This is a genomic window from Streptomyces sp. BE20, assembly GCF_036322525.1.
Taxonomy (GTDB): Bacteria; Actinomycetota; Actinomycetes; order Streptomycetales; family Streptomycetaceae; genus Kitasatospora.
The window spans coordinates 1-23,053 of record NZ_JAQYWW010000793.1 but is presented as its reverse complement, the minus strand read 5'-3'; the positions used below and the strand labels follow the sequence as shown (position 1 = coordinate 23,053).

Genomic DNA, 23,053 nt, shown 5'->3' with positions numbered 1-23,053 from the left:
CAGGAGAACACCACCGTGCCACCCACCACCCCGGCCCTGCTGTACTGCGCCGTCAACGGCATCGACAACTGCACCAACGGCATCGGCCGCCAGAGCAAGACCCTGCTGGCCACCCTTGAAGACCACCACGCCCGGCTGACCGCCACCGTCGGCCCCTTCACCGTGTACCTGGCCGCACCCGCCCCCGGCCCCGCCACCTGGAACCACAACCCCGACGACCTCGCCCACGCCTTGCGCGTCGTCCAGCGCCTCGGCGGCCGGATCATCCCCCTGCCCTACGACACGGCACGGCCGTTCTGGCACCCCGACACCTGGAAGCAGCTCAGCACCCGGGCTGCCGAAGCCGCCGCCCGCCTCGCCGAACGCCACACCCAGGTCCTGACCATCGCCGTCGACACCCCCTTCGCCGCCGTGCCCGCCCTCACCACCCACGAGCGGATCGACACCGTCCTCGCCCTCTTCAGCACCTCGCGCATCACCGAACGCCCCATCCTCGACCCGGCCCACACCGCCTGGGAGCAGGAGGCGATCACCGCGATCAACCAGCACCCCCGAGCCCACGTCGCCGACATCGGCACCTTCCTCACCCGCCACCTCACCAACGACTACGACCTCGACCCGCGCCGGCTCACACCCTGGCCCTCCGGCCTGCACCTGGCCGACCCCGACCTGCTCCCCATGCCCGCCGACCAGGCAGCCGCCATCGCCAACCGCCACCACATCCCCAACGACCGGCCCATCGTCGCCGCGATCACCCGCACCGACGCCACCAAGGGCCTCGACCTGCTCATCGACGCCCTCGCCCCGCTGCGCGACGACATCCACCTGGCCGCCATCGCGGTACGCACCGACGACGAGCGCGCCACTCTCTTCGACACCTACCAGCAGCAGTGCCGCGCTGCCCGGCTGAACGCCACCCTCGTCGGCGACTTCGACCGCCAGCTCGCCCGCGCCCTCGCCGCGCTGCCCGCCACCCACGTCATGGCCTGCCCCAGCCGCGGCGAGACCCTGGCCAACGTTGTCTTCGAGACCGGCCTGTGGGCGCAGCACGGTGGCGCGATCGTCCTCGCCCCGGCCCGCGACGGATTCCCCGAACAGATCACCGACGGCCACAACGGCCTGCTGTATCCGCCGGACGAGGACGGCGCGCTCACCGAAGGGCTGCGCCGCGCCCTGGCTCTCCCGGAGGCGGAGCGGGAGCGGATGCGGCGGGCCGCGTACGCCCGCGTGATCGCCGAGCGGGACGCGGCCGGACACCTCTTCGCGCTGCTGGCCCGGTTCTTCCCATCCCCGGGTCGGGGCGCCGGTAGACTCCCCGGTCATCCGGTCCCGGATGCCCGTCAGCCGCGGTCACAGGCCACCCCCAGCCAGCTCGACCCCCTGGAGGCCATGCGATGACGCCCTCACCGCTGCTGCTCGTCGACGGCCACCACCTCCTGTACCGCGCCTGGTACGGGTTCGCCGCACGGATCTTCGATCGGGACAAGCAGCACGACCGCACCGGGGTGTTCGGCTTCGCCGCGCTGCTGCGCAAGGCCCAGCTCCAGCACGCGGCCGGCCACGAGATGTTCGTCGTCTTCGATTCCGAGGATGGCGCCCAGGGGCGTGTCGAGCAGGACGACGCCTACAAGGCCAACCGCGCCGTCGAGCCGGACCCCGGCCTGATGGGGTCCCTGGTTCACATCAAGGCGGCCCTGGACGGGAGCGGGGTGCGGTGGATCGAGCAGGACGGCTGCGAGGGCGACGACGTCATCGCGACCCTGACCACCCTGGCCCGGCGCCAGGGCCGGCCGGTGGACGTGATGAGCGGCGACAAGGATTTCCTGCAGCTGCTCGCCGACCCCGAGGTGCGCCTGCTGAACACCATGCTTGCCGAGCAGCGCCGCTACAGCACGGGCGCGGACGTCATCGACCGCTTCGGCGTCACCGCGGCCCAGTGGCCGGACTACCGGGCACTGACCGGCGACCCGGCCGACAACATCGCCGGCGTGCGCGGCATCGGCGCCAAGACCGCCACCCGCCTGCTGCGCGACACCCGCTCTCTCGAACAGATCCCCGCTGACGAGCTTCGACCCGCCTGGGCCGGTCAGTGGCAGGACGCACTGCGGTGGCGCGAGATGATCCGCCTGGACCACAAGGTGGAGCTGCCCGACGAGCTCCTCACCGGTACCCCGACCGAACCCCTCCCTCGCGCGGCCATCGTCCTGGAGAGGCTGGACCTGTGGTGACCGCCGGCACCGTGCTGTGGGACTTCGACGGCACCCTCGGCCACCGCCGCCACGGCACCTGGGCCGAGTGCCTGCTGGAGATCCTCGACCGCCAGCAGCCCGACCACTCCTGGCAGTTCACCGACCTCTTCGACGCCCTCGGCACCGGCTTCCCCTGGCACAACAGCGACCAGCCCCACCCCCACCTCGCCGACGCCGACCGCTGGTGGGCCCACATCACCACCGTGATCCGCGACGCCCTCACCAGGCTCGGCATGGACCCCGAGATGGCCGCCGCCGCCGCGCACGCGACCCGCGCCACCTACATCGACACCCGAGCCTGGTCCCTCTACCCGATCGCCCTGCACACCCTCGACCACCTTCGGGCCGAAGGCTGGCAGCACGTCGTCGTCTCGAACCACGTCCCCGAACTTCCGGCGATCCTCGACGCCCTCGGTGTCACCCCACGGCTGACGGCCGTCATCAACTCGGCCGCCACCGGCTACGAGAAGCCCCACCTGGAGGCATTCCGCCGCGCCCGCGCGGCGGCCGGCCCGGGCCTCCTGTGGATGGTCGGCGACAACCCCTACGCGGACGTCGCCGGCGCTCAGGCGGCCGGCATCAACGCCATCTGGGTCCAGCGCCCCTACACCGGCGGCATACCCGACCTGTCCGCCGCGGCCCGCGTGGTCCTCGAACACCATGGCGAGACGCACGCAGTTCGCTGGGAAATCCCGCCCGCCCGCGCCGAAATCTCCCACGCCACCAATCCGGTCGGCTAGTCTCACCACGTCTGCAACGCAGATGCCCGGCCAGCGCCCCGGACCCGGCGCGCGAGAGCCAGGCATGCACCAGAGCACCCCCGCAACAGTCCAGGCCGAGTGCCTCACCGCATTCGCGCGCCTGCGCGCCGGTTCCCCCAACGACGCATTCGAGATCGGCGAAGGCTGCAACTTCTACGCGCCTTCGCCCCATCTCGGCCGCCACCTCGCGATGCTGCTCCACAGCCTCGCCGCCCAAGGCGGTCTGTCCCGGTACTGCGACCCGTTCAACGGCGGAGCCAAGTCGGCCTTCGCTGAACTCACCTCCGCCCGGCTCGGCATCCCCCTGGCACCACAGGACATCACCTTCGTCCAAGGCGGCACCGAGGCGATCAGTCTGATCATCAGTCACCTGGCTGCCTCGGAGCACAGCCTCACTCTGCCCATCCCGAACTACTACGGATTCGACCAATCCGCCGCCCGCTGGGGCGCACCCGTCGCGGCCTACTACCGTCACGACGGAACCACCCACCCCAACAGCACCCGGACCGCCCACCGGACCGCCCTCGTCGAGGTCCTGCCTAACGGCGTGACCGGAACGCTCTTCACCCCGCCGGCCGGCAGCCCGGACTTCACCCTCCTCGACCTCGTGTTCCAGCACGGCGCCCACCACGAACCGCCCGCACTGGAGGCGGCGATCCAGTCCCGGCTGCACAAGCTCGACCTCGCCCACGGCGCGGTCATCATGACCGCCTCGAAAGACCTCGCGATGCCCGGCCTGCGCGCCGGCGCGATCATCACCCGCAACCGCGCCCTGCGGCAGCACCTGGCGGCGGACGCCTTCGACCGCGCCCCCGCCGGCTCCCCGCTGACCACGCTCCTCATGGTCCTCTACGCAGCCCTCCTCCACGCGGCCAACGGGCCCGTCGAACTCCTTGACAAACGCCACCGGATGGCACAGCAGATCGTCCACGACCATGGCCTGCCCGACCTCCCCGAGGCAGCCACCACCCACCAGGTGCACACCCACTTGAACGCCATGGCCCGGCGCTTCCGCACCAACAGCGAACTCCTCACCGGGCCGACCAGCCCCCTCGCCATCGCCGACGGCCTGGTCCCGATGGCGGGATACTCGGCGTTCCCACACCTGCGCCTCCAGAAGACGGACTTCCTCGACTGGGTGCGCCGGTGCGGAGTGAACGGACTGCGACTCAACCCCACCCTGCTGCACGCCGGAACGGCAGCCGCCTGGCACGCCCTTCACCCCGGCCAGCACCTGCGAGTCAACCTCTCCGAGTCCGAGGCCCGAACGGCGAGCGGCCTGCAACGCCTCCGGGCCGAGCTCCCACCGGCGCGGCCTTGAGGACCCAGTCCCAGCAGGCGCCGGCCTCCTCTCGTATCAGGCACCTGGACTCGGAACACGATCGGGAACCGGCGCGCGACGCCGCTCAGCGGTTGGCCGCGATCCGTGCCGGCGTGCGGGTCGTGGCCCGGGATGGGCTGCGCGCGATCGCCGCCTCGTTCACCGCCCGGCGCATCCCCGCGTCCTGGCTGCAACGCCTCGCCCCGGGCGGGCGGCTGCGCACCACCATCACCACCGGTGCGCCAGGCTGGCAGGCCACCGCCCTCGTCCACCGCGACGAGCACGGAGCTTCGAACCCAACCGCCTCTTCGTCGGCACCCCCGAACTCCTGACCGCGAAGCAGGCCGCCCTGGCCTGCTTCGCCTCCCAGCAGCAACTCGACATGGCCGCCTTCACCGGCCTCACCACCCTCGCCTACCGGAAGCACGTGCACCACCGCGTCGTCGAACGCTTCCCCGACAACGCCTACGGCGCGGAGATGTTTCGCACCGCACGCCAGATCGTCCACGCCACACGCCCAGGCATCGACCAACCATAGACGCGCAATCCTGTCAGCCAGCAGCACCGAAGCGGCCCTACCAGGCCCGGATCGTGCTCACGCCGTTCGGGCCGCCGTAGTCCTCCCAAAGCGGCGCCCGCCCGGCCCCGCGCCGGTGAGGGTCGCCGACGACGCCGATGATCCGGTGCTGCGCGACCGGCAGGGCACGGCTGCCGTCGACGGGCCGCAGGCGCAGGATGCCGCGCCGGGCGTCCCACGTGTCGAGGAAGCCGAACAGCGAACGTAGGCCGGCCGGCCCGCACTGCGCGTGCAGCCGCATCACCGTCGCGCTGTGGTGGCGCTCCAGCAGGGCGGCCAACTGCTGTCCGGCCGTCCCCTCGCCGTCGCTGTCCGGAACCCACGTCCACCGGCCGTCCCGGAAGGCGTCGTACCAGCGGGTAGCCGTCGTGCTGCCGTTCGCGTGCGCGCCGGGCGGCCGCGCGGCGCCGCGGGCGGCGCGTTCGGCGGCCCGCGCCTCACGAACCGCGGCCGACGGCCCTGGTGGCGCCCCGTCGGCGTGGTCGTCCTCGGGGAGGTAGGGGTAGACCGTTCGCAGCAGGTCCAGCGCCCGCGGGTTCGCGCCGCCGTCGGTGGCCGACCCGTCGGGCTCCGGGGCGCCGTGGGTGATCCGGTCGGGCTGGTGGCCGGAGTGCGCGAGGGCCTGTTCGGCGGCGTACCCGGGAACGGACAGGACGACCGCCTGGCGGCGGCCGCTGCGGTAGTACTCGTCGGGCGCCGAGTCGGGGACAGCCGCGCCGACCTGGGGGAACTGGGCGAGGTAGGCGAGGTCTTCGTCGCCCGGCCGGGTAAGCGGCCAGTCGCGCACCAGGAGCAGCACGCGCCGGCCGGAGGCGACCGGGCCGTGGGCAATGGCGGCTTCCAGCCGGGCGCACCATGCGGTGGCTGTGTCCCTCCACCAGCGCTGGAGGATCGCATCGGCCCAGGCGGAGGGCGTGGGGTAGGGGGCTGACGGGATCCCGGGCAGGTCGGGCAGGGCGGTGACGTCCTTCACGCGCAGGTCCGCCCACCTGCTGGCGGCCGTCTCCAGCGTGGAGGCGACGGCGTCCTCGGCGCTTCGGCCCTGGCGCTTGGCAAGTGCCCATGCCGTGCGGACCAGCCGCCACAGCGACAGGTGGCCGTAGCGGGGAAGGCCGGTGGGGGGCCGGTTCTCGCCGACCGCGGTGTCCAGGGCCTGGTCGGTGGCGCGGACGTCAGGGTCCTCGGCGACGGTGTCACACGCCCGGCTGACCGCGGCGGACGTGTCGGCCGGCGGCGCGTCGGCCTGGTAGGCGGCGAGGGCGAGGTGGGAGCGCTCGACCACCGCTGTCCACGCACGCAAGGCGCTCCACGCCTGCTGGCCGACCTCCCCGTCGTCCAGCAGCGGCTTGAGCAGGTCGCGCACCTGCTCGTCGCCGTGGTGGGCGGCCTCCGCCAGGGCCCTCGCGTAGCCGGGCCAGGTCCGCGGCCCGGTGCTCCCGGCCAGCGTGCGGGCCCGCCGGTCGGCGTCGGTAATCGTTCGGCAGGCGGCCCACAGGTCGCGCACGGGACCGGGAAGGGCCGCCTCCGGGGCGCACTTCGCGCACACGTCGTCCGGCAGGCCGAGGAACGGCACCGCGACGGCATCCGCGGCGTCGAACGCCCGGGCGTGGGTGCAACTGCCCCAGCGGTCTCTACCGTGACCGATGACGTGCCACTTGCCGGGGCCCCGCCGGGCCAGTGGAACCGTGGCGGACCGGAAAACGGCCAGGTCGACCCCCGCCTGCAGCAGCTCCTGCCGATCCGGCACCGCACCACTGCGCCCCCGACCCACCTGGTCCTCCCTCCGCCGGTACCGGCCTCAGGGTAGTCCGATCCGCTCGGCGCTCCTGCCGGAAGCCAGGCGAGCGGGCACGGGCACCGCCCGGACCGCTCCTGCCGGACAGGGAGCCGCCGCGTCGCGTCGGAGGTAAGCGCGGCAGATGCCGGGCGGTCACTTCGCGGTGCGCACCGGCGATCCGGTGCCGGACGTGGCGGTGCGAGGACGGGTCAGGCGCCACACCTGCTCCTCGCCGGTCTCGGCCGGGGCGAGGCGCTCGGCGGGGCGGCGCCCGTGCGGGGTGAAGCCGAGACGAGCCGCCACCGCGCCGCTGGCGCGGTTCGCCGGGTCGTGGACGATCTCGACGTAGTCGACGCCGGGCAGGCGGAACGCCTCGTCGGCCAGGGCGCGGGCGGCCCGGGCCGCGATCCCGCGTCCGGTGGCGGCGGGGTGCAGCCAGTACCCGATGCCGCGTCCGGCACCGCGTGTGACCTCGCCCCGGAACAGGGAGCAGGTGCCGACGATCGCTCCGTCCAGGGTGATCGCGTAGGTGAAGTCGCCGCCGGCCCACCGGCCCGGGCGACGGGCCAGGAATTCGGCGGTCGCGATGAGGCTGTGGTCGGCGGCCCACGGCATCCACGGGGACAGGTGCTCCAGCGATTCCCCGATCACCTGGAACAGCTCGGCGAGGTCCGCGTCGGTGAACCGACGCAGCGTGAGGTCGCCCAGGTCGATCACCGGCGGCAGAAGGTCCATACCGGGAAGGATCGCGGCCTGCCGCGTCGACCGGCAACCGGGTTCCGGCTTGCTCTCCCCGGACCCGCTGCCGGAGCGCGGTGGGATCCGCAGCCGTACTCACCGCACGCGGTCCGGACAACGGCGTGGCAGCGACCCGCACCTCGGCCGGGCCGGACCCGATCGGGTGAACACCCGAGGTGCGGCTTGTGCTGGCGGACCGTGCACGGCAACAATTCCAACCAGGCTCCGGCAGGGGGCCTTTCTCCGGGTGTCGGCCGGCCTCGCAGGCACCGGCGGAGTCAAAGCCGTACCACCGCAACGTGCCGTCCCACCCTTGTCGCACGTCCGCGGTGACCTCTCGCCCCGTCCGTCGCGCATCCCCGGGCCGGCCAGGAGACGCGACCGATCGGATCAGCGAACGTGAGCCCCGAACACCGCCGTGCCGTGGAAGTACGTACCTTCCGGCTGTACACCGGAGCGCCGCGCGGCGCCCGTATCCCCACCCAGGGACCTGGGCTGCTGCAGGCCGCCCATCCCGCCCAGGAACTCCTCGAACACCAGGTGCTCCTCCACCTGCGCGGTACCGGCGGCCTGTCCGCCGCCCACCCGCTGGGCATCGCCTGGACCATGCCGCTGCCCGACCGCACCCGGGTCCACCTCGACCATGTCGCCCTGGACTCCCCCGACCGCGCCTACAGCATCGCCCGGCTCGCGCTCGAGCGCCTGCTGCCGTTCCAGGGACCGGACGGCCTGCCCACCGACTGCCCGCCCCGCGTGCCGGGACTGCGAGTGGCACGCGTCGACAACGTGGGCCTGCACCTCACCCTCGCCGACCATCCCGACGCCCACGTCGTCCTCACCGGCCCCAGCCCGCAAGGCTGGCGCACCGAACTCGCGGAACACGAGGCAGGCTTGGTCGAATCCGGCCGGCAGCCCCTGTGGAACCGGCCCGAGCTCACCACGGCCGAGGCGAGGTGGCAGCAGCAGAACCCGCTGCGCCCGTGGACCTGGGCCGGCGCCGGATTGCTGCGCAGGGTGGGCCTCCTGGCCTCGGTCTCCACCGCCTACTCGGTGCATTTCTGGGACCGCGGCGACGACACCCTGTGCTTCGAGATGCGGCACCTGCACCCGGCGCTGCCCGCCCACGGTCGGCTCGCAGACCGCCTGCTCGACACCGGGTGGGGAATGCCCGTGCGTATCGAGGACGAGCACTGCGACTGCCGGCACAGCCGCGCGGACCGCCCCCACACCCATGACGACACCTACGAGCGTGCCTGCCACCTCACCCTGGTCCACCGCGACGGCCGGCCGGGCCGGATCCAGCTGCGCTTCACCTCCTCCTCTGCTCGCGCCCCCCACCTGGCCGGCGCACGCCTCACCGAGCTGCGCGACGAACTCACCCGCGCCGGAGCACCGCGCCGGTGGCTGCGACGCGTCCTGCCCGCCCCTCCCACTCCCGCCCGGCCCGCACCGAGCCTGCCCGCCCGCCGCGCCGCCTGCACCGGCGAGAGCCTCACCGAGGCCTCCGCCGCGATCACCGCCGCCGACAGCCGTGCCTACCCCGATGCCTCCTTCCCACAGATGCGCCTGGAGAGCGACATCGCCCTCGCCCTGCACGGCCTGTGGGGCCGCACCCGCAACCCCTTCGCCATCCGCACCGCGCGCCCCCAACCCGACCGCCTCACCCTCGACATCGAACCCGCCACGGGCCCGTACTGGGCCGCGCTCCTACCCCGCGACCACGGATCCAACGGCATCCCCGGCCTGCGGCACCGGACCCACCCCGACGGCATCCACCTGCTGCGCCACGAGGACGGCGAACCACCCGCCCGCATCGTCCTCACCGGACTGCCCCCCGCCCAGTGGCAACGCGCTCTTACGCAAGCCCCGCCGCCCCTGGACGCCGAAGCATGGAGCGCGACCGAGACCGCCCGGCACCAGGACGCCACCGACCGCGCCCAGGAGCACTACGTCGGCAGCGGCCTGCTGCGGATGGCCGCAGCCCAGCGCGGACCCGCCGCCACGACGTCGACCCGCCTCAGCTGCGCACCCACCATCGACGACCGCGGCCGCAAGCGCTGGCAGTGGCAGCTGGATTTGAGCTGGGGACCGGACCACGACAGCCTGCTGGATCTGCTCACCGACACCGCGCTCACCCTCGGCCTGGAGCTGTGGAACCGCACCTGCACCTGCCGGCAGGCACGACCGAAGGAGACCGGCTGCACGATGACCCTCCATGACTGCGGCCAGGTCCTCGTCGTCCGCGACCACCGCTTCGGGAGCACGCCGTCCCCCAACGCACCAGGTCGCCCGTGCCCGACCGCTGACCGCACACCCGGCTGACCGCGCAGCGCACCACCATATCGAGTCCGTCCTCCGCGGGCACGGTGTGAACGTGGCTGGCCGCCACAACCGTCTGCCCGATCCGTCAGCGCAGCAGGCGGCTACTCCCTCGCCCCCTTCCCAGGCCAACCGACCAAATGGAGCCGGTCAACGCGACGCAATGCCGCTTTGACCGGCTCTGTTGTTGTGCGCGTACGCGATCTGGCCCCCTGCGGTTCGAAAGGGGCCAGAGTCGTTGGTGCTGTTCAGGCGGGGATCCGAGGTGGGGGCGGATCAGTTTTCCGGGCTGGGGCCCGGGAGGTAGCCCTTGGCTGTCCAGTGTCCAACAGCCCGACCGCCACCGAAGCCGGCCAGCCCGGCCACACGCACGTATTCCAGCCCGCCAGCAGCAGCCTGTACATGCTCGCCTGCGCATGCGGCGGACTCCGCAAGCCCCTGCCCGACACGGAGGATGCCCACCTTGCCCGACACCGCGACCACCTCCAGGAGCTCCAAGCAGACGGCACTACGTGACACCGCTGACAGATCGCCCCGTAGACTCGCCCGCGACCGGCCCCCGGTGGTGTGTATCCCCCACAGGATGAACTCTCCCCCCAGTGCCGCCAACACAGGCGATGGGCCGGGCCGGTGTGACCGAGCTGGTGGAGTAAGCCGGGGCAGACGACCCCGGTGGACTGGTCAGGCAGGTATGCCGCGTACTCCGCAGGGGTGAGGTCACGTCCAACGGCTTTGCAGACCGTGCTGATCTCGGTGTCCGGCGCGATGGGGGACCACAACAGCGCGGTGCTGCCGTCGCCGCCGCCCGCGATGGTACGCCCGTCTGGACTGAAGACCACCGAGCTCAGGGCACTGGTGACGATGGTGAGGATCTTGCCAGTGGCCACATCCCACAACCGGAGGGTGTCGTCGGCGCCGGCGGTGGCGAGCGTGCGTCCGTCGGGACTGAACGCCACCGAGCTCACGGCACCGGTGTGGCCGGTGAGGGTGGTGAGGGTCTTGCCGGTGGCCGCATCCCACAACCGGACGGTGTGGTTGTAGCTGGCAGAGGCAAGGATGTGTCCGTCAGGGCTGAACGCCACCGAGCGGACGGCGCTGGTGTGGCCGGTGAGGGTGGTGAGGGTCTTGCCGGTCGCCGCATCCCACAACCGGACGGTCTGATCTTCGCTGGCAGAGGCAAGGGTGCGGCCGTCAGGGCTGAACGCCACCGAGCGCACATCTTTGGTGTGGCCGGTGAGGGTCTTGCCGGTGGCCACGTCCCACAACCGGACGGTCTGGTCGGCGCTGCCAGTTGCGAGGGTACGCCCGTCGGGACTGATCGCCGCCGAGAACACGGAGCCGGTGTGGCCGGTGAGGGTGGTGAGGGTCTTGCCGGTGGCCACATCCCACAGCCGCGCGGTCTGGTCGGCGCCTCCAGTGGCAACGGTACGCCCGTCGGGACTGAACGTCACCGAGAACTCGGAGCCGGTGGGGGTGAGAGTGGTGACTGTTTTGCCGGTGGCCACATCCCACGGCCGGGAGTGTCGTCGGCGCCGACGGTGGCGAGCATGCGGCCGTCGGGGCTGAACTTCACCGAGTACACGGAGTTGGTGTGGCCGGTGAAGGTAGTGAGGATCTTGCCGGTGACGACATCCCACAACCGCACCCTTCCGCTGTCACCGCCGGTGGCAAGCGTGCGTCCGTCGGGACTGAACGCCACCGAGCTCACGAAGCTGGTGTATTCAGTGAAGGGGGTGCGTTCCCTGCCGGTGGCCACATCCCACAGCCGCACGGTGGCGTCGACACTTGAGCTGGCCAGCGTGCGCCCGTCAGGGCTGAACGCCACCGAGCTCACGCCGGTCCTGTGGCCGGCGAAGCTGGTAAGGGTCTTGCCGGTGGCCACATCCCACAACCGCAGGGTGTGGTCGTCGCTGGCAGTGGCAAGGGTGCGCCCGTCGGGACTGAACACCACCTGGACCACATTGTCAGTGTGGCCGGCGAGGCGTCGGTCGGCCTCCCACACCGTGCCACGCAGGGGTTCGTGAGCACCCAGGCCGGTGTGCCGACAGGCAGCAGCGCGGTCGGTGGAATGCCGTACGCGAGGATGCGGTCCGCGTCCCGGGTGTGCTGGGTGTGAGCATCCAGCACACCCGGGAACACGGTGCGGGTGCCGGTGCGGCAGCGCACCGCCTCGACCCACTCCCACGCCAGCGTCACGCCGATGTAGGCGAGGCCGCACCCATCAGGCCACGTCGGATCCAACGCGGCCGCCTCGGCGTCGACACACCACGCATGGTGCACCACCCCCTCCTCGCGCAAGGCGAACCCCTCGGCGTACGCGAGCGCGCCCGCCGACGCCCGGGCGACGCGCAAGGCGTTGCGGAAAGAACGACCGCCGATGCTGCGCCGCGGCATGCCCGCCCTCCAACGCGCCGGGGTATGGGCCCGGCCCTGCGCGGCAACGACCGCTTCGGGTCGCAGAGGTGCCGAGGCGCGTAGCACCAGCGCGTCGAGGAGTCCGGTCAGTGGCGCGGGAGCGGGCACATGCCCAGGGTGCGCCCGCTGTCGGTGCGGCGCTACGGGCCGGGGCCGCAGGAGTGAGCGCTCGCGGCGGCCCGACTCGGGGGTGTAGCCCAGGGTGGGGAGCGCAGCCGGGGAATCCACACCTACGCGGGCATCCGTCCCTCGGCTCGCCCAGGACAGGGCGGCCCCCAATCCACCTGGGAGTGCTGGCGATCAGCTCAGTAACAGCAGGCTGTCCCACTGGGTCAGGGCGCGGACATCGATCTGATGCCCGTGGGTGGCCAGGGCCAGAGCTGTCCCGGTCCGGCCTGTCAAAAAGCCAAGCTCGGCCGCTTGCCCGTCGGTGTCCTGGAGGTCGAGGGTGCGCCGCGCGGCGGCGTCGGCGCGAGGCTGGTGACCGGTTCGGGCGGCGGCTTAGAGAACTCCGGCGGTGCCGTGGCAGAGCCCTGGGCCGGTAGTGTCCCAGGTTTCGGCCGGCCGTGCCGCGAGGGCGTCGAGGGTCTTGCGGGCTTGGCGGGTCAGCGAGGGGTCGCCCAGGGCCCGGCCGGCGTGGTGGAGGGCGGCGGCGACCCCAGGGGCGCCGTAGCACCAGGCGTCACGACGGCCGGGTGCTACGGCCAGTTGGGCCGGGTTCGGCGCCTGGAGGAGGTCGTCGCTGCTGACGTACGGCGGCCAGGACGGACCCGGCTCGGCCCAGGCGAGCAGCCAGTGGGCGGCGGCCGTAATGGCCTCGGGCTGGCCGGAGACCGGAGGGAATTCGAGGTGGGCGAGGGAGAGAAAGCCGAGAGGGCCGGCGATGCCGTGACCTGCGCCGGTGCTCGCGGCACCGGAGAGAGGCAGGACCCCGGGGACGGGCAGGATGTGGTCCCGGGCGGGCAGCCACCAGCCGGGCCGGCTGGTGGCGGTGGAGGTGGTGATCACGCCGGTCAGTGTGGTGAGTGCGGCCCTCAGACCCGACTCCGCTTCCTGGAGGCCGAGGCGGGAGGCGGCGAGGAGGACTCGGCTGGGTTGGTGCTCCCCAGGTGGTTGAGCAGCACGGTCGCGATCAGGTCCCGGACGTCGGAGTCGGGCACGATGGTCTCCCGGAAGACCACCTCGTCGATGTGATTGCGGAGGAGGCGGCGCAGGGAGAAGCCGTCGTCGTGGGAGGGGAGTTCTAGGCTCTCGCCCGCCCGGGCGGCCTCCACCGCATCGCGCAGCATGGGGTAGGTGGCGGTGATGTCGTCCCAGTCGTCGTCAGGATCGCGGTTATTTCCGTCGAACCAGGAGTCATCTACTGCGGCTGCTGGCTGAACGGCGGCGCCGGCCCGGTTCTTCGCCGCCTGTTGCTGCCGGGCGACTCCCTTGGCCTTGCTGCTCGTCGTACTGCGCTTCCTGCCCAACGGGTGTGCCCCCTGACTGATCGGGAGATGACTGCCGTGGGCCACGGTATCCGGTCGGGCATCACCGGTCCGGACCTTCCGACTGCCCCTGCATCGGCTGGACGCGAGGTGGTAGTCGGGGCCGGGCAGCTGGCCCACCGGCGCTCACCTGCCGGCCTCGGCGGCAGCCAGGGCCACCCCGACGGCCCGACGGCTGGGCGCTGGGGGCAGCGTCGGGCGCCCGCACTCGCGCAACTTCGCGATCGTCTCCAGTCGTCGGGCAAGGAGGTACTCGGCGGCACGTCGGACGGCGGCCTGGCCCTGTGCCACGGCCTCCTGCTTGGCGGCGGTGCGGCTATCGTACCGGTGAGCCGCTCGCATGACGGCGTCGTGCGCCATCTGCCCCTCCTCCCTGGCCTGCGGGTTGCGGGCCAGCTCCCGCAGAGCCCACGCCCGAGCGATGCTCGCGCAGTTCTGTGTAGTCACCATGTCGCTCAAGGCGCGACTCTCAGTGTCGGCATCCTCACCGAGGCCGTTGGTTGCCCGCTCCCGCAGGATCGCCGCGTCCAGGCGCCTTCCGGCCCGCGCCATCAACTCCCGCACGCTCGCACGGTCGGACAGGTCGGCCCCGCCGGCCAGCTCCAGGTCGACCGCCTCGGTGAGTGCCGCTCGGGCGGCCTGCTGGGCCGAGCACCCGGTGCACAGCCCGGCTGACCGCTCCGCACCGCACTGCGAGCACGGCAGCTCCTGGCGCTCCAGCTGCGCGGCCAGCCGCTGTGCCTCCCGCTGCGCCTGACGTTCCTCGGAGCGTTTCCGGTCTGTCTCGGCCCGCTGCAGGTCGGCAGCCAGTTCGGCCGCCCGCTGTTCGGCGTGCTGGCGCAGGTGCACGTCGATCGCCGGGCCGCGGTCCTCGAAGGCGGCGTCAGGGGTGGCGGCGACGACTTGGGCAATCAGGGCGCGGCGCAGGGAGCGTCGGTCGGCCAGCCTGCCGTCGCAGCTCGCGCAGTCACCTCCCCAGGTCAGGTCGATGCCGTCGTCGCAGGCGGCGGATCCGCAGACCTGCCGCTGGGTCAGGCCCTTGCGGATCAGCCAGCCGTACGGGTCGGTGACCAGCGCGGGACCGCCCTGCTGACGGAGCCGCTCGGTGAGTCGGCCTGCGAGCAGGGCGACGGCCAGCCGCGGGCCGGACCACAGCATGATCCGTCCGAGCGCCTTCCGGACCACGAACGCCACCTGGTCACGCAGGTACGGCCGGTCAAGGCGCTCCCACACCGAAAGGGCAGGGGCGAGGACCTGGGCGAGGTCGGCGGGAGGAGCGACGGCAGGGGTGACCGAGTGCAGGTGTCGGTCCCGTCGGCGGGTCTGCTTGCGCTGCTGGGGGTCTGCCGAGTTGGGGTTCGGCTGGTCCCCGCGAAGCGGGTGGGCAGGACTCGGCGCGGCGGTCAGCGGTGGTGTGACGTCACCGGGCCGGTCCTCGCGCGCGACTGTGCGCTCCGGCCTGACGTCCTCAGCCACAACGGCGCAGGCGCCGGAAAAGCCATCTACAGCGCACGCACGACCACCGACCTCAGCCACCGGAGAGTGCAGGGAGTGAAGGGGGGTAGCAGCTGCGAGGTCTGAAGCGGCAGGCCTTTCGGCCTCCCGCATGCCGGTGGCCTGGGCGTTTTCGTTGACGTCGGGTCCGGACTCGGGTGGGGTAGCAGCGGCGGGGCAGCCGACGAAGCCGAGGTCGGTGTCGAACCCGTCCTCCAGGGCAGGGTCGGCGACCGGCGGCTCCTCAAGCTCGGGCTCGCCGTAGAACCCCCACCAGTGATCCGCGGACGGCCACTCCCGGGCAACAGACGGCTGCGGGGACTTCGGGGAGGACGAAGCCTTCGTCCTCGCGGCGGCGGACTGCGGGACGGAACGCAGGACCGGCGCCGCCAGGCCGACCGGCGCGGTGGCGTTGTCGGCCTGGTACGCGGCGGCCACCGCAGGGATGACGATCCGGGCGCGCGAGCGCAGCCCGGACGCGCCACGACGCGGGCGGGTCAGCACGCCGGACTCCTCGAGGCGGACCAGGACGTGTGCAGCGCCGGCAGGGGAGCAGCTCAGCATCCGCGCCAGCGTCACCGCCGGTCGTCCGACGTGGGTGTCCACCCGGCCACCACACAGCCGGACCCGGCCCCTGGCCGACGCCGAGAGCACCATCAGCAGCAGGGCGAGCCGATCGGTGCTGGCTCCGCGACCGGTGCGGCCGGCCAGCAGGCCCAACACCGGATCGCGGCCGTCCCGGAAGGACCACCCCGGTGCGAAGAGGTGCTCGACCAAGTGGAAGAGCACCGCGAGCTCCCGCCGGTCCAGGGCCAGCGGATCCCACTCCCTCGTCTGCGGGCAGCGCCCTGCCGGGCCGAGGGCGGACGACATCGCGTGCCACAGTGGCAGGATCCTCAGCCGCAGGGAGTCCTCCGCTCCTTCGGCCGTCCCGGGCACGCTCACCGCCACCGGCTGGACGTCGCCACGCAGGCCGACTCCCCGCAAGGACCGCACCACGTGCTTGATGTTGTCGCGGCCCGTGCCGCACCAGCGGCCCAGCTCAGCCTTGCGGATCTCCACCACCCCGGTCGTGACCGGGGTGCGGGCCATCAGCACCACCGCCGCCAGCCGGACCGAGTCGGTCTGCTCCTTCAGTCCAGGAGACGCCAGCAGCGCGCGCACCGCTCCGCTTAACCGAGCCCGCATCACCGGCGACAGCACAAGCGGGTGCGGGGCTGCCGGCTCCAGGCTCTGATCGGACACCAACCGGAGACCCGGCCTGGCCGACCGCCGTGGCGGAACCGCAGCCGGCGGTCCTTCGTACACCTCCGCTGCCGTGCTCACCGCCCGTACCCCCGCCCGGCCGGACGGGCAACGTCGGACGGCACCGCCGTACAGGCGTACGGACGCGCGGGAAGGAAGTCCGAAATCCAGCGGCTCTGCGGACTCCTGGGCATGCCGAAGTGGAAAACGGCAGCGCGGTACTGCATGATGGCCTCGTTCATCGCCTCTTGGCGAGAGCACACAGAAGAGCCCTCACCGGGCTTGAAAGCGGTTCCTGGAGAGAAACCGAATGAAAGTGCGAGGCGACAGGCCCTGCCAGGGGCGGTCCCTCACGTGGACGATCTGGGCGCGAACCGGCTGCTAACCGGTTCAGCTCCCGGGCGGCGCTACGCGAGTCCTCCCTTGCCGGGGAGGAGCAGCGATTTTGGCGCCGCCCTCAGAGGGGCTAGGCCATCCGCCTCCCCGCACCGGGCTGGCCGCACTCGGCAGCCGCGGCGAGGCCCACGTTCCTGACGACTCGGAGCGCGAGCGGCTCCACGCGGACACAACCCGATCGGGTGTCACGCGCAGAGATGGACCCCGCCAACCGCAGAGCGGCGTTCAACAGGGAAGTCTTGAGGGCGTGCCGGATTCGGCTAGCCGGGCGCGGCGTATTGCTGCGCGACATCGGCCGGGTGCTGCTGCGCGCCAAGGCCGCAATCCGGGTACGCTGGTTCACAGCGCGGCACCATCCCTAGTAGGTGTTCCGCTAACGAGTCACCCGGAGCCGTCTGATCACGGCCCCAGACTCTGGCCCCAGGCAGCCGATCCAGTGGGACTTCCAATCCCGCTCGGCAGCCCAAGGGGCCTATTCTTTTTGTCCGACATTTCCACGCGGCAGCGATTCCAACTCCTGCCTGTGACTACAGTCAGCACCTGATCCGAAACCCACAGCGCGCGCCCAGTGCCACGCCTTCACGCAAGGCACCGTGTGTCGGAAGCTCGCTGTGGGATCGAAATCCGTCGATGCTGGCGAGACAGCGACTCCTCTTCGGGCACCCATCAACCATCGACAGTGGGCGCCCGAGACCAGGTGCAATCAGGCACCCCTGGCGCGGCTCCGCCGGGTGGAGGACCTCGGAGCGCCCCAGCGGTACCTGGGCGGTCAGACCTTCGATCTTCTCGGCGTCGAGCGTGCTGAGCATCGCTGTGTCCGCCAGACCGCGGGAGAGGAGGTTCACCCTGATTCGGCAGGGCGCGAGCTCCCGCCCCAGGGACCGGGCGAAGCCGATCAGGCCCGCCTCGGACGCGGCGTAGTTGGACTGCCCCGCCTGTCTGGAGAGCGCGGACACGGAGGAGACGAACAGGATCCAGCCCTCACGGCGTCGGATCACCCTGTGTGCCGCCAGCACGGCGACCCAGCAGGCACCGGTGGGGTAGGTGTCCAGCCCCGAGGCGAAGTCGTCCTCGGTCAACATGACCAGCCGCCTTTCGCGGGCGAATCCGGCCTTCGACACCAGAACCTCTTTCGAGCCGTGCTGCTCCTCGATCCTGAGGAGCGCCGGTCCGAGGTCGTCGGGTTGCGCGATGTCGCAGGGCGCCGGCAGAAAGCCGGCGGGCGCCAGCGTGGAGTGGTAGGTGATCGCGATGCGATCGTCAGCGGCTTGGCCTGCCTGGGCGATGTCGAGGCCAATGTCCCGGCTGAAACCGGTGATCAGGGCTGAGCAGCTCATCGACGTGTTCCCCGAGGACTCCTGCTCAGCAGGCTTGCAGCAGGACCGGCATGATCTGACGCTGGGTTCGTATGTGTTCCAGGTGACGAGACAGAGCCGCGGCGGTGTCCATCGTGGTGTCGGCGAGGCGCTCAGCGCGTCGCTGAAGGTAGGCGTCAGGAGCGAGGAGGCTGACAGAGCCGACGAGGACGGAGCCGCGCCACAGCGGCACGGAGAGCATCTCCCAGTTGGCGACAGGAGACGGGGTGCGCGCGAACCCTTGGATCTTGATGCGGCGCAGGACGGGGTTTCCTGCGTTCAGGTCGTCGAGGTTGGCGAGCATGACCAGGCCCGCGGCGTCCTGGTTCAAGGGCGCGCGGCGCAGGACAGGGCCCGCGTCAGAGGTTGCCAGCGCGGTCGCGAAGTCGTGACGCTTGCCATCCGCGATGTCGACGCAGATCCTGCTGGGGGCTCCCAGGAGGAGGTGACTGTGGAGGGCGACGACCTGGTTCGTGCGGCGCTGCAGGTGGGCGAGCTCTTCTGAGATTGCCGGGGAGCTGGCGGGAAGCGCGGTCAGCGCATCCTGGCTGTGTCCTGCGACGCTGGGGTGGGCGATGGAGTAGGTGCCGTAGGTCGGCTGGACGAAGGTGCGTGTGCGTACCCCGGACTGGAGGATGCGGTGGGCTGTGGAGCGTGTCAGCCCGCTGTGGGCCATCACGTCGGCGAGTGTGTGCTTGCCCGGTCCGAGTTCGATCAACGCCTGCAGCACTCGGTAGGCGCGCTCCGCGGAGCTGTTCCGTTCGTGCTCGTGGGCTTGAAGCTCGTGCGGCGGCTTCGGCATCATCAGGCCCCCCAGGTCTGTGAGCGTGTGCGGCTGGTGAGACGAATGACCAATTCAGATGCCAAGTCGTCCCGTGGCCTTAAAGATGTAGTCGAACTGGCCGCCGTTGGCCAGGAAGCACCCCTTCCGGAAGTTTCACTTCAGGAAGGCATACCTAACCGCCGACTCGGCCTGGCCGAGCGCAATGCTTGAGAGAGAAAGTGCCGGGAGCCGCTGCCGGGGAGTCACAACCTCGTGAGCGATTGGCCGGTGCCTGGACGAGGGGGATGCAAGTGACGACCGCACGTCAGGTGGCCAGCGGTGCACCGGACCAGAAGGAGCAGTTCCAGGCGTTGCTGGTACGGTGCCGGCTCGCCGTCGAGGCAGGACCGCCCGAGGCTGCCATCACGACCCGTGGACGGCGACGTACGGGCCTCTCGCAGGAGCGTACGGCGTCCATGCTGGGAGTGTCCGTCAGGTCCTACGGCGACTTCGAGCGCGGCCTGATCCGCAGGGAACCCGAGTTCCTGGACCGCGTTGCCTCCGTGCTGCACATGAGCGCCCACGAGCGACACGTGATGTTCCTGTTGTCCACCGGGCAGGAACCTCCCCAGCCGTTCACCCGCCAGCTCGACTCGGTGCCGGCCTACCAGCTGGCACTCGACTCCAGCGTCCTGCCGGGCTACCTGTCGAACCACTGCTGGGACATCGAACTCACAAATCAGGCGTTTCGCGAGGTATGGGCGGGCAGGGAACTGCCGACCAACGTGCTGCGGTACATCCTGATGAGTGAGGAGGCGCGTGAGGAGGTGCTGCTCGACTGGGAGACGGGGTGGGCGCTGCCGTTCCTGCGCCAGCAGCGTGCCGCGATGAACACCGCACCCTGGGCACAGGGCCTCATCGAGCTCCAGCGCGAACTCGAGGACACGGCCCGCAGCGACAAGCGGCTTCGCAAACTGATGAAGCGTTCGACTGATGACGAATACGTCCACCCGAACGGTGACACGCGGCTGATCAACCATCCCAAGTGGGGGCCGACCCGGATCACCCTCCTGATGACCCGGCCCCTCGACGCAGCCTCTGCATACCGGTTCGTCTGGCTTGTCCCGCCCAAGCCGGTGGACGAGATGCCCTGACCCACCGCGGTCCGCACAGGTGCTTCCCCGGCGCCCCATCATCTCCGTACGCAACCGCGGGCCCCTACCGCGCGTCATCACTGGAACAGCAACAACGCGCCGTACCTTCGCACTTGCGACGCCCCGCGCAGTTCCGATCGATGACGGACCATGACCAACGAGGAGAGAGCGACCCGTGCCCTCATCACCGGCAGTACTGATCGTCGGCCCGAGCCGGGATCATGCAGCTGACCTGCGGAGCGTTGCCGAGACCCGTCCGCTCGCGTTCCACGACCCCGAGTCGAACTGGGGCGCAACCGACATGACCGCACAGACCGCGAGCGTCGGCGGTGCCGCAGGCGCACCGCCGGCGGGACTGCTCGCGCTCACCGCCGAGGCCCTGCCGCAGGCCGCGGACCTGGCCGAAGCCCTTGGCGTCCGAGGCCCGTCCAAGGCATCGGCCGGCGCGTCCGCCGACCGCTCCATCGCGCGGCTCCTGCTCGCGGAAGCGGGACTGCCCACCCCGAAAGGCACCCGCGTCGACACCCACCAGGACGCGGCAGCCGCAGCGATTTGGACCGGGTACCCCGTGGTCCTTCGCCCGCTCGCGAACCTCGGCCACTACGGTGAGATCCGTGCCGACAAGGCCGAAGACCTCCAGGCCGCGTGGACGGTCGCGCACACCGCGTCCCTCGCGGCACAGACCAACCCCGGGGCGGTTCTTCTTGAGCGCGCTCACGGCGGCGAGCGGGTCACCCTCCAGACGATCACCAGCGGCGGACGGACCCGGGTGGTCGCCGCGGTCCGGACGGCATTCTCGAACTACCCCCTGTTCCAGCCCGCCTCCCACCTCGTCACCGCTGAGGAGATGGACCCGGACCTCGCGCAGCTCGCGGCCCGCGCGATGCAGGCCCTCGGCGTCGACCACGGTGTGGGCCACGTCCAGGTGGTGATGGCCGTACTCGGCCCGGTCATCACCGACGCAGCCGCCCACCTGCAGGGTGACAGTGTCCCCGAACTCGTGCGACTGGCGACCGGCGTTGACCTGCTCCTCGCTGCGATCCAGATCGCCACCGGCCAAAAGCCCGTCATCACGCCCAATCGCAGCGAGAGTGCGGCCGTCGCTCTGATCCGAGCGGGGTCCGACGGTACTGTCACCGGTCAGGGCGTCGACCTCGAGCTCTTCGACGCACCCTGGATGGCCAGACTGACCTGGGAGACCCCCCTGGGCGGTTGGGTTCGGACTCGCCCGGCCTCGCTGCTGGCCCGATGCGTCGTCACCGGTCCCGACCCGGACACCTGCCTGGCCAACCTCGCGCTGGCCTGCGGGTCCGTTCGGACGACCGTACACCCAGACCACCCGTAGCCCCACAGGCTCGGGGTACAAGCCGGCCGGCAGGCTCGCGCACACCAGATCGGCGACCTCGTCGCCTAGCACCCGGTCTCCCGGACCATCCGCCGGCGCCCGGTCTTGGAGCACGGCCCACGGTTCGGCATGATGGGTTCCCTGCCCGGGCCCGTCGGCAACCCGAGTGACTCGCCGCGACACCAGCCGGGCAACCGCCGGCGGGCACGGACCGACCGCCGACGCCTCCGCCATCGCCACCAACCTCCGCGACCTGCCCCGGGTCGCCGAGCTCGCAGCCGTCGGCAAAGCCCGCCGGCTCGGCCCAGCTCGAAATCGCACGGAAAGCCGACCGGGGCGACCTCGCACGCCTGCCTGGGCCTGAGCGGCTGGTCGCGAACCTCCACCGCGCCTACAGCGAATTCGACGGCGTGCCAGCCGGAGAGCTGCTGCCGGTAGGGCCCATCGCGGCGGAGCTGACCCAGTACAACCACGGCGCGCCCCTGACCTGCCTCGCCCGTGCACCGCCGCGGACCGCAGCGCCGGAGGCAACCCCGCTCAGCGCCGCCGGCTCTGTGCACGGCTCAAACGCTCTGCGGCAAGTCGCTGCGCCTCGGCCAGGCTTCGTTGCCGGGGCGCAGCGGCGGCCGGTTCCGGGGACTCTTGCGGCGCGGGCGCCCGGACGATCCCCTGCCGTTCCAGTCTCGTCCCAGCCAGCTGGTACACCTCGCTCGCGGCCCTGGCGCCCACCGCCACCACCTGTAACAGCATTCGCGCGTCCGGGCCAGGCAGCGCATCACGCAGACGGTAGACGATGCGCCATTGAGGCGCCTGCCCTCCTGCGACCCTGAATTCGTTCTGCGACAAGTCGAAGTAGAGCTTCCGGCAGTCGGACAGATCCGGATGCCGTGCCATCGCCTCCAGAGGAGCCCCGCGGATCTCGCCGCGGGTGAGCTGGCTGATCCTGATGAGCGCGATCCGCTGCAGCTGGGTCGAGGGCAGCGCCAGGATGTCGGCTCCGACCTGCGGGTGATGGTCCCCGCGGTACAGGTCAGGCCCTTCCACCGGCGTCCGGTCCCCTTCCGACACCTCCGGCGCGTCCCGGAGCGTCGCGCACAGCGGTGGCGTCGTCCTCGGCATCCGCGATCAGCTGTTCCAGGGCCGCGTTGCTCAGCCCTTGGCCCGCTTGGGGCGCGGAGGCCAGACGGTCCGAGACCATCGCGGCATCGGCTTCGCCTGCGGCCGCCAGCATTGTCTGGAAGGCGCTGAAGGAGAGCAGAACTGCCTGCGGCACGTCCTCCTCCCCGATCACGATCGCGGAGGACAGATCCTGCGTGAGCTGCTTTACCAGGCTTCGCAGGGTGCCGGCCGCTCTGCTCGGCGAGATCATCTCGGGAGGAGTCACGTTGCTGTCCATGACCCAACGGTAGCGAGCCGTCAGGCGGCCCTCTCAGGCGCACAACTGTGAGCTCACGACCGCGGACGTGCTTGGGACAGGGTCCCTCCCGGCCGGTCCCGGGAACGTGACCGCAAGTCCTCAGTGGACGTTAAGTCCGCTTTCTCTCGGTTCATGATCGCTCGTTCGTGTGAACGTCGGCCGTACTGGCGTGCCAGTCGGGGTTCGGGTGATGTTCTGCGGCGCATGGACAGACGGGCGTATCCGAGCGACTTATCGGAT

20 protein-coding genes are annotated in these 23,053 nt (G+C 71.4%); 9 read left to right on the top strand and 11 right to left on the bottom strand.

Features of this window, described 5'->3' with window-relative positions; all coding sequences use genetic code 11:
- Window positions 1–15 precede the first annotated feature (15 nt).
- From PUR61_RS16895 to PUR61_RS16870, 6 genes are all read left to right on the top strand, one after another.
- Window positions 16–1,398 carry a glycosyltransferase family 4 protein gene (locus tag PUR61_RS16895; RefSeq protein ID WP_329879676.1) on the top strand — a complete coding sequence of 461 codons (1,383 nt, stop codon included), beginning with the start codon at window positions 16–18 and terminating at the stop codon, window positions 1,396–1,398.
- The gene (locus tag PUR61_RS16890) at window positions 1,395–2,228 is read left to right on the top strand and encodes a 5'-3' exonuclease (protein WP_329879675.1); all 834 of its coding nucleotides are present in this window, start codon (window positions 1,395–1,397) and stop codon (window positions 2,226–2,228) included. The genes PUR61_RS16895 and PUR61_RS16890 overlap by 4 nt, the downstream gene beginning before the upstream one ends.
- Entirely contained in the window at window positions 2,225–2,989 is a 765-nt protein-coding gene (locus tag PUR61_RS16885; RefSeq protein ID WP_329879674.1) for an HAD family hydrolase, read from the top strand. The genes PUR61_RS16890 and PUR61_RS16885 overlap by 4 nt, the downstream gene beginning before the upstream one ends.
- 64 nt (window positions 2,990–3,053) lie before the next feature.
- Window positions 3,054–4,331 (top strand): aminotransferase class I/II-fold pyridoxal phosphate-dependent enzyme, encoded by a 1,278-nt coding sequence (locus PUR61_RS16880; RefSeq protein ID WP_329879673.1) that lies wholly within the window; start codon window positions 3,054–3,056, stop codon window positions 4,329–4,331.
- A gap of 92 nt (window positions 4,332–4,423) precedes the next feature.
- On the top strand, window positions 4,424–4,663 hold the full coding sequence (locus PUR61_RS16875) for a hypothetical protein (RefSeq protein WP_329879672.1): 240 nt from the start codon (window positions 4,424–4,426) through the stop codon (window positions 4,661–4,663).
- Window positions 4,664–4,713: 50 nt separating this feature from the next.
- Entirely contained in the window at window positions 4,714–4,869 is a 156-nt protein-coding gene (locus tag PUR61_RS16870; RefSeq protein ID WP_329879671.1) for a hypothetical protein, read from the top strand.
- Window positions 4,870–4,906: 37 nt separating this feature from the next.
- Here the strand turns inward: PUR61_RS16870 and PUR61_RS16865 are convergent, their stop codons facing one another.
- Together PUR61_RS16865 and PUR61_RS16860 are read right to left on the bottom strand one after the other, a co-directional pair.
- Window positions 4,907–6,655, bottom strand: a complete 1,749-nt coding sequence (locus tag PUR61_RS16865; RefSeq protein WP_329879670.1) for a hypothetical protein — start codon at window positions 6,653–6,655, stop codon at window positions 4,907–4,909.
- A gap of 183 nt (window positions 6,656–6,838) precedes the next feature.
- Window positions 6,839–7,420, bottom strand: a complete 582-nt coding sequence (locus PUR61_RS16860; protein WP_329879669.1) for a GNAT family N-acetyltransferase — start codon at window positions 7,418–7,420, stop codon at window positions 6,839–6,841.
- 426 nt (window positions 7,421–7,846) lie between these two features.
- On the opposite strand from PUR61_RS16860, the gene PUR61_RS16855 reads away from it, so the two are divergent.
- A complete protein-coding gene (locus tag PUR61_RS16855) occupies window positions 7,847–9,745 on the top strand; it encodes a hypothetical protein (RefSeq protein ID WP_329879668.1) in 1,899 nt (632 codons plus the stop codon).
- Between the two features lie 245 nt (window positions 9,746–9,990).
- Here the strand turns inward: PUR61_RS16855 and PUR61_RS16850 are convergent, their stop codons facing one another.
- From PUR61_RS16850 to PUR61_RS16820, 7 genes are all read right to left on the bottom strand, one after another.
- Window positions 9,991–11,247, bottom strand: coding sequence for a WD40 repeat domain-containing protein (locus PUR61_RS16850; RefSeq protein ID WP_329879667.1), 1,257 nt, complete (start codon window positions 11,245–11,247; stop codon window positions 9,991–9,993).
- Window positions 11,190–11,744, bottom strand: coding sequence for a WD40 repeat domain-containing protein (locus tag PUR61_RS16845; protein WP_443035182.1), 555 nt, complete (start codon window positions 11,742–11,744; stop codon window positions 11,190–11,192). The genes PUR61_RS16850 and PUR61_RS16845 overlap by 58 nt, the downstream gene beginning before the upstream one ends.
- A 914-nt stretch (window positions 11,745–12,658) precedes the next feature.
- Complete coding sequence (locus PUR61_RS16840) at window positions 12,659–13,165, bottom strand: lanthionine synthetase LanC family protein (RefSeq protein WP_329879665.1); 507 nt, start codon at window positions 13,163–13,165, stop codon at window positions 12,659–12,661.
- 26 nt (window positions 13,166–13,191) lie between these two features.
- Window positions 13,192–13,626, bottom strand: a complete 435-nt coding sequence (locus PUR61_RS16835; RefSeq protein WP_329879664.1) for a hypothetical protein — start codon at window positions 13,624–13,626, stop codon at window positions 13,192–13,194.
- A gap of 144 nt (window positions 13,627–13,770) precedes the next feature.
- Window positions 13,771–16,302 carry a hypothetical protein gene (locus tag PUR61_RS16830; protein WP_329879663.1) on the bottom strand — a complete coding sequence of 844 codons (2,532 nt, stop codon included), beginning with the start codon at window positions 16,300–16,302 and terminating at the stop codon, window positions 13,771–13,773.
- Window positions 16,303–17,312: 1,010 nt separating this feature from the next.
- Entirely contained in the window at window positions 17,313–18,116 is an 804-nt protein-coding gene (locus PUR61_RS16825; protein WP_329879662.1) for an SDR family NAD(P)-dependent oxidoreductase, read from the bottom strand.
- Window positions 18,117–18,141: 25 nt separating this feature from the next.
- Entirely contained in the window at window positions 18,142–18,939 is a 798-nt protein-coding gene (locus PUR61_RS16820) for a helix-turn-helix domain-containing protein (protein WP_329879661.1), read from the bottom strand.
- A gap of 269 nt (window positions 18,940–19,208) precedes the next feature.
- On the opposite strand from PUR61_RS16820, the gene PUR61_RS16815 reads away from it, so the two are divergent.
- Together PUR61_RS16815 and PUR61_RS16810 are read left to right on the top strand one after the other, a co-directional pair.
- A complete protein-coding gene (locus PUR61_RS16815) occupies window positions 19,209–20,051 on the top strand; it encodes a helix-turn-helix domain-containing protein (protein ID WP_329879660.1) in 843 nt (280 codons plus the stop codon).
- A 301-nt stretch (window positions 20,052–20,352) separates the two neighbouring features.
- Complete coding sequence (locus PUR61_RS16810) at window positions 20,353–21,396, top strand: ATP-grasp domain-containing protein (protein WP_329879659.1); 1,044 nt, start codon at window positions 20,353–20,355, stop codon at window positions 21,394–21,396.
- Between the two features lie 537 nt (window positions 21,397–21,933).
- On the opposite strand, the gene PUR61_RS16805 is transcribed toward PUR61_RS16810, so the two are convergent.
- A complete protein-coding gene (locus tag PUR61_RS16805; protein ID WP_329879658.1) occupies window positions 21,934–22,440 on the bottom strand; it encodes a hypothetical protein in 507 nt (168 codons plus the stop codon).
- Window positions 22,427–22,792, bottom strand: a complete 366-nt coding sequence (locus tag PUR61_RS16800; RefSeq protein ID WP_329879657.1) for a hypothetical protein — start codon at window positions 22,790–22,792, stop codon at window positions 22,427–22,429. The genes PUR61_RS16805 and PUR61_RS16800 overlap by 14 nt, the downstream gene beginning before the upstream one ends.
- Window positions 22,793–23,053: the final 261 nt, after the last annotated feature.

What these genes read in the sequence shown, in the direction of transcription:
- PUR61_RS16870 (WP_329879671.1), top strand. Translation starts at nt 4,714, where the DNA reads ATGGCCGCCTTCACCGGCCTCACCACCCTCGCCTACCGGAAGCACGTG.
- PUR61_RS16810 (WP_329879659.1), top strand. Translation starts at nt 20,353, where the DNA reads ATGACCGCACAGACCGCGAGCGTCGGCGGTGCCGCAGGCGCACCGCCG.
- PUR61_RS16800 (WP_329879657.1), bottom strand. Translation starts at nt 22,792, where the DNA reads ATGGACAGCAACGTGACTCCTCCCGAGATGATCTCGCCGAGCAGAGCG.
- PUR61_RS16890 (WP_329879675.1), top strand. Translation starts at nt 1,395, where the DNA reads ATGACGCCCTCACCGCTGCTGCTCGTCGACGGCCACCACCTCCTGTAC.
- PUR61_RS16820 (WP_329879661.1), bottom strand. Translation starts at nt 18,939, where the DNA reads ATGATGCCGAAGCCGCCGCACGAGCTTCAAGCCCACGAGCACGAACGG.
- PUR61_RS16860 (WP_329879669.1), bottom strand. Translation starts at nt 7,420, where the DNA reads ATGGACCTTCTGCCGCCGGTGATCGACCTGGGCGACCTCACGCTGCGT.
- PUR61_RS16825 (WP_329879662.1), bottom strand. Translation starts at nt 18,116, where the DNA reads ATGAGCTGCTCAGCCCTGATCACCGGTTTCAGCCGGGACATTGGCCTC.
- PUR61_RS16880 (WP_329879673.1), top strand. Translation starts at nt 3,054, where the DNA reads ATGCACCAGAGCACCCCCGCAACAGTCCAGGCCGAGTGCCTCACCGCA.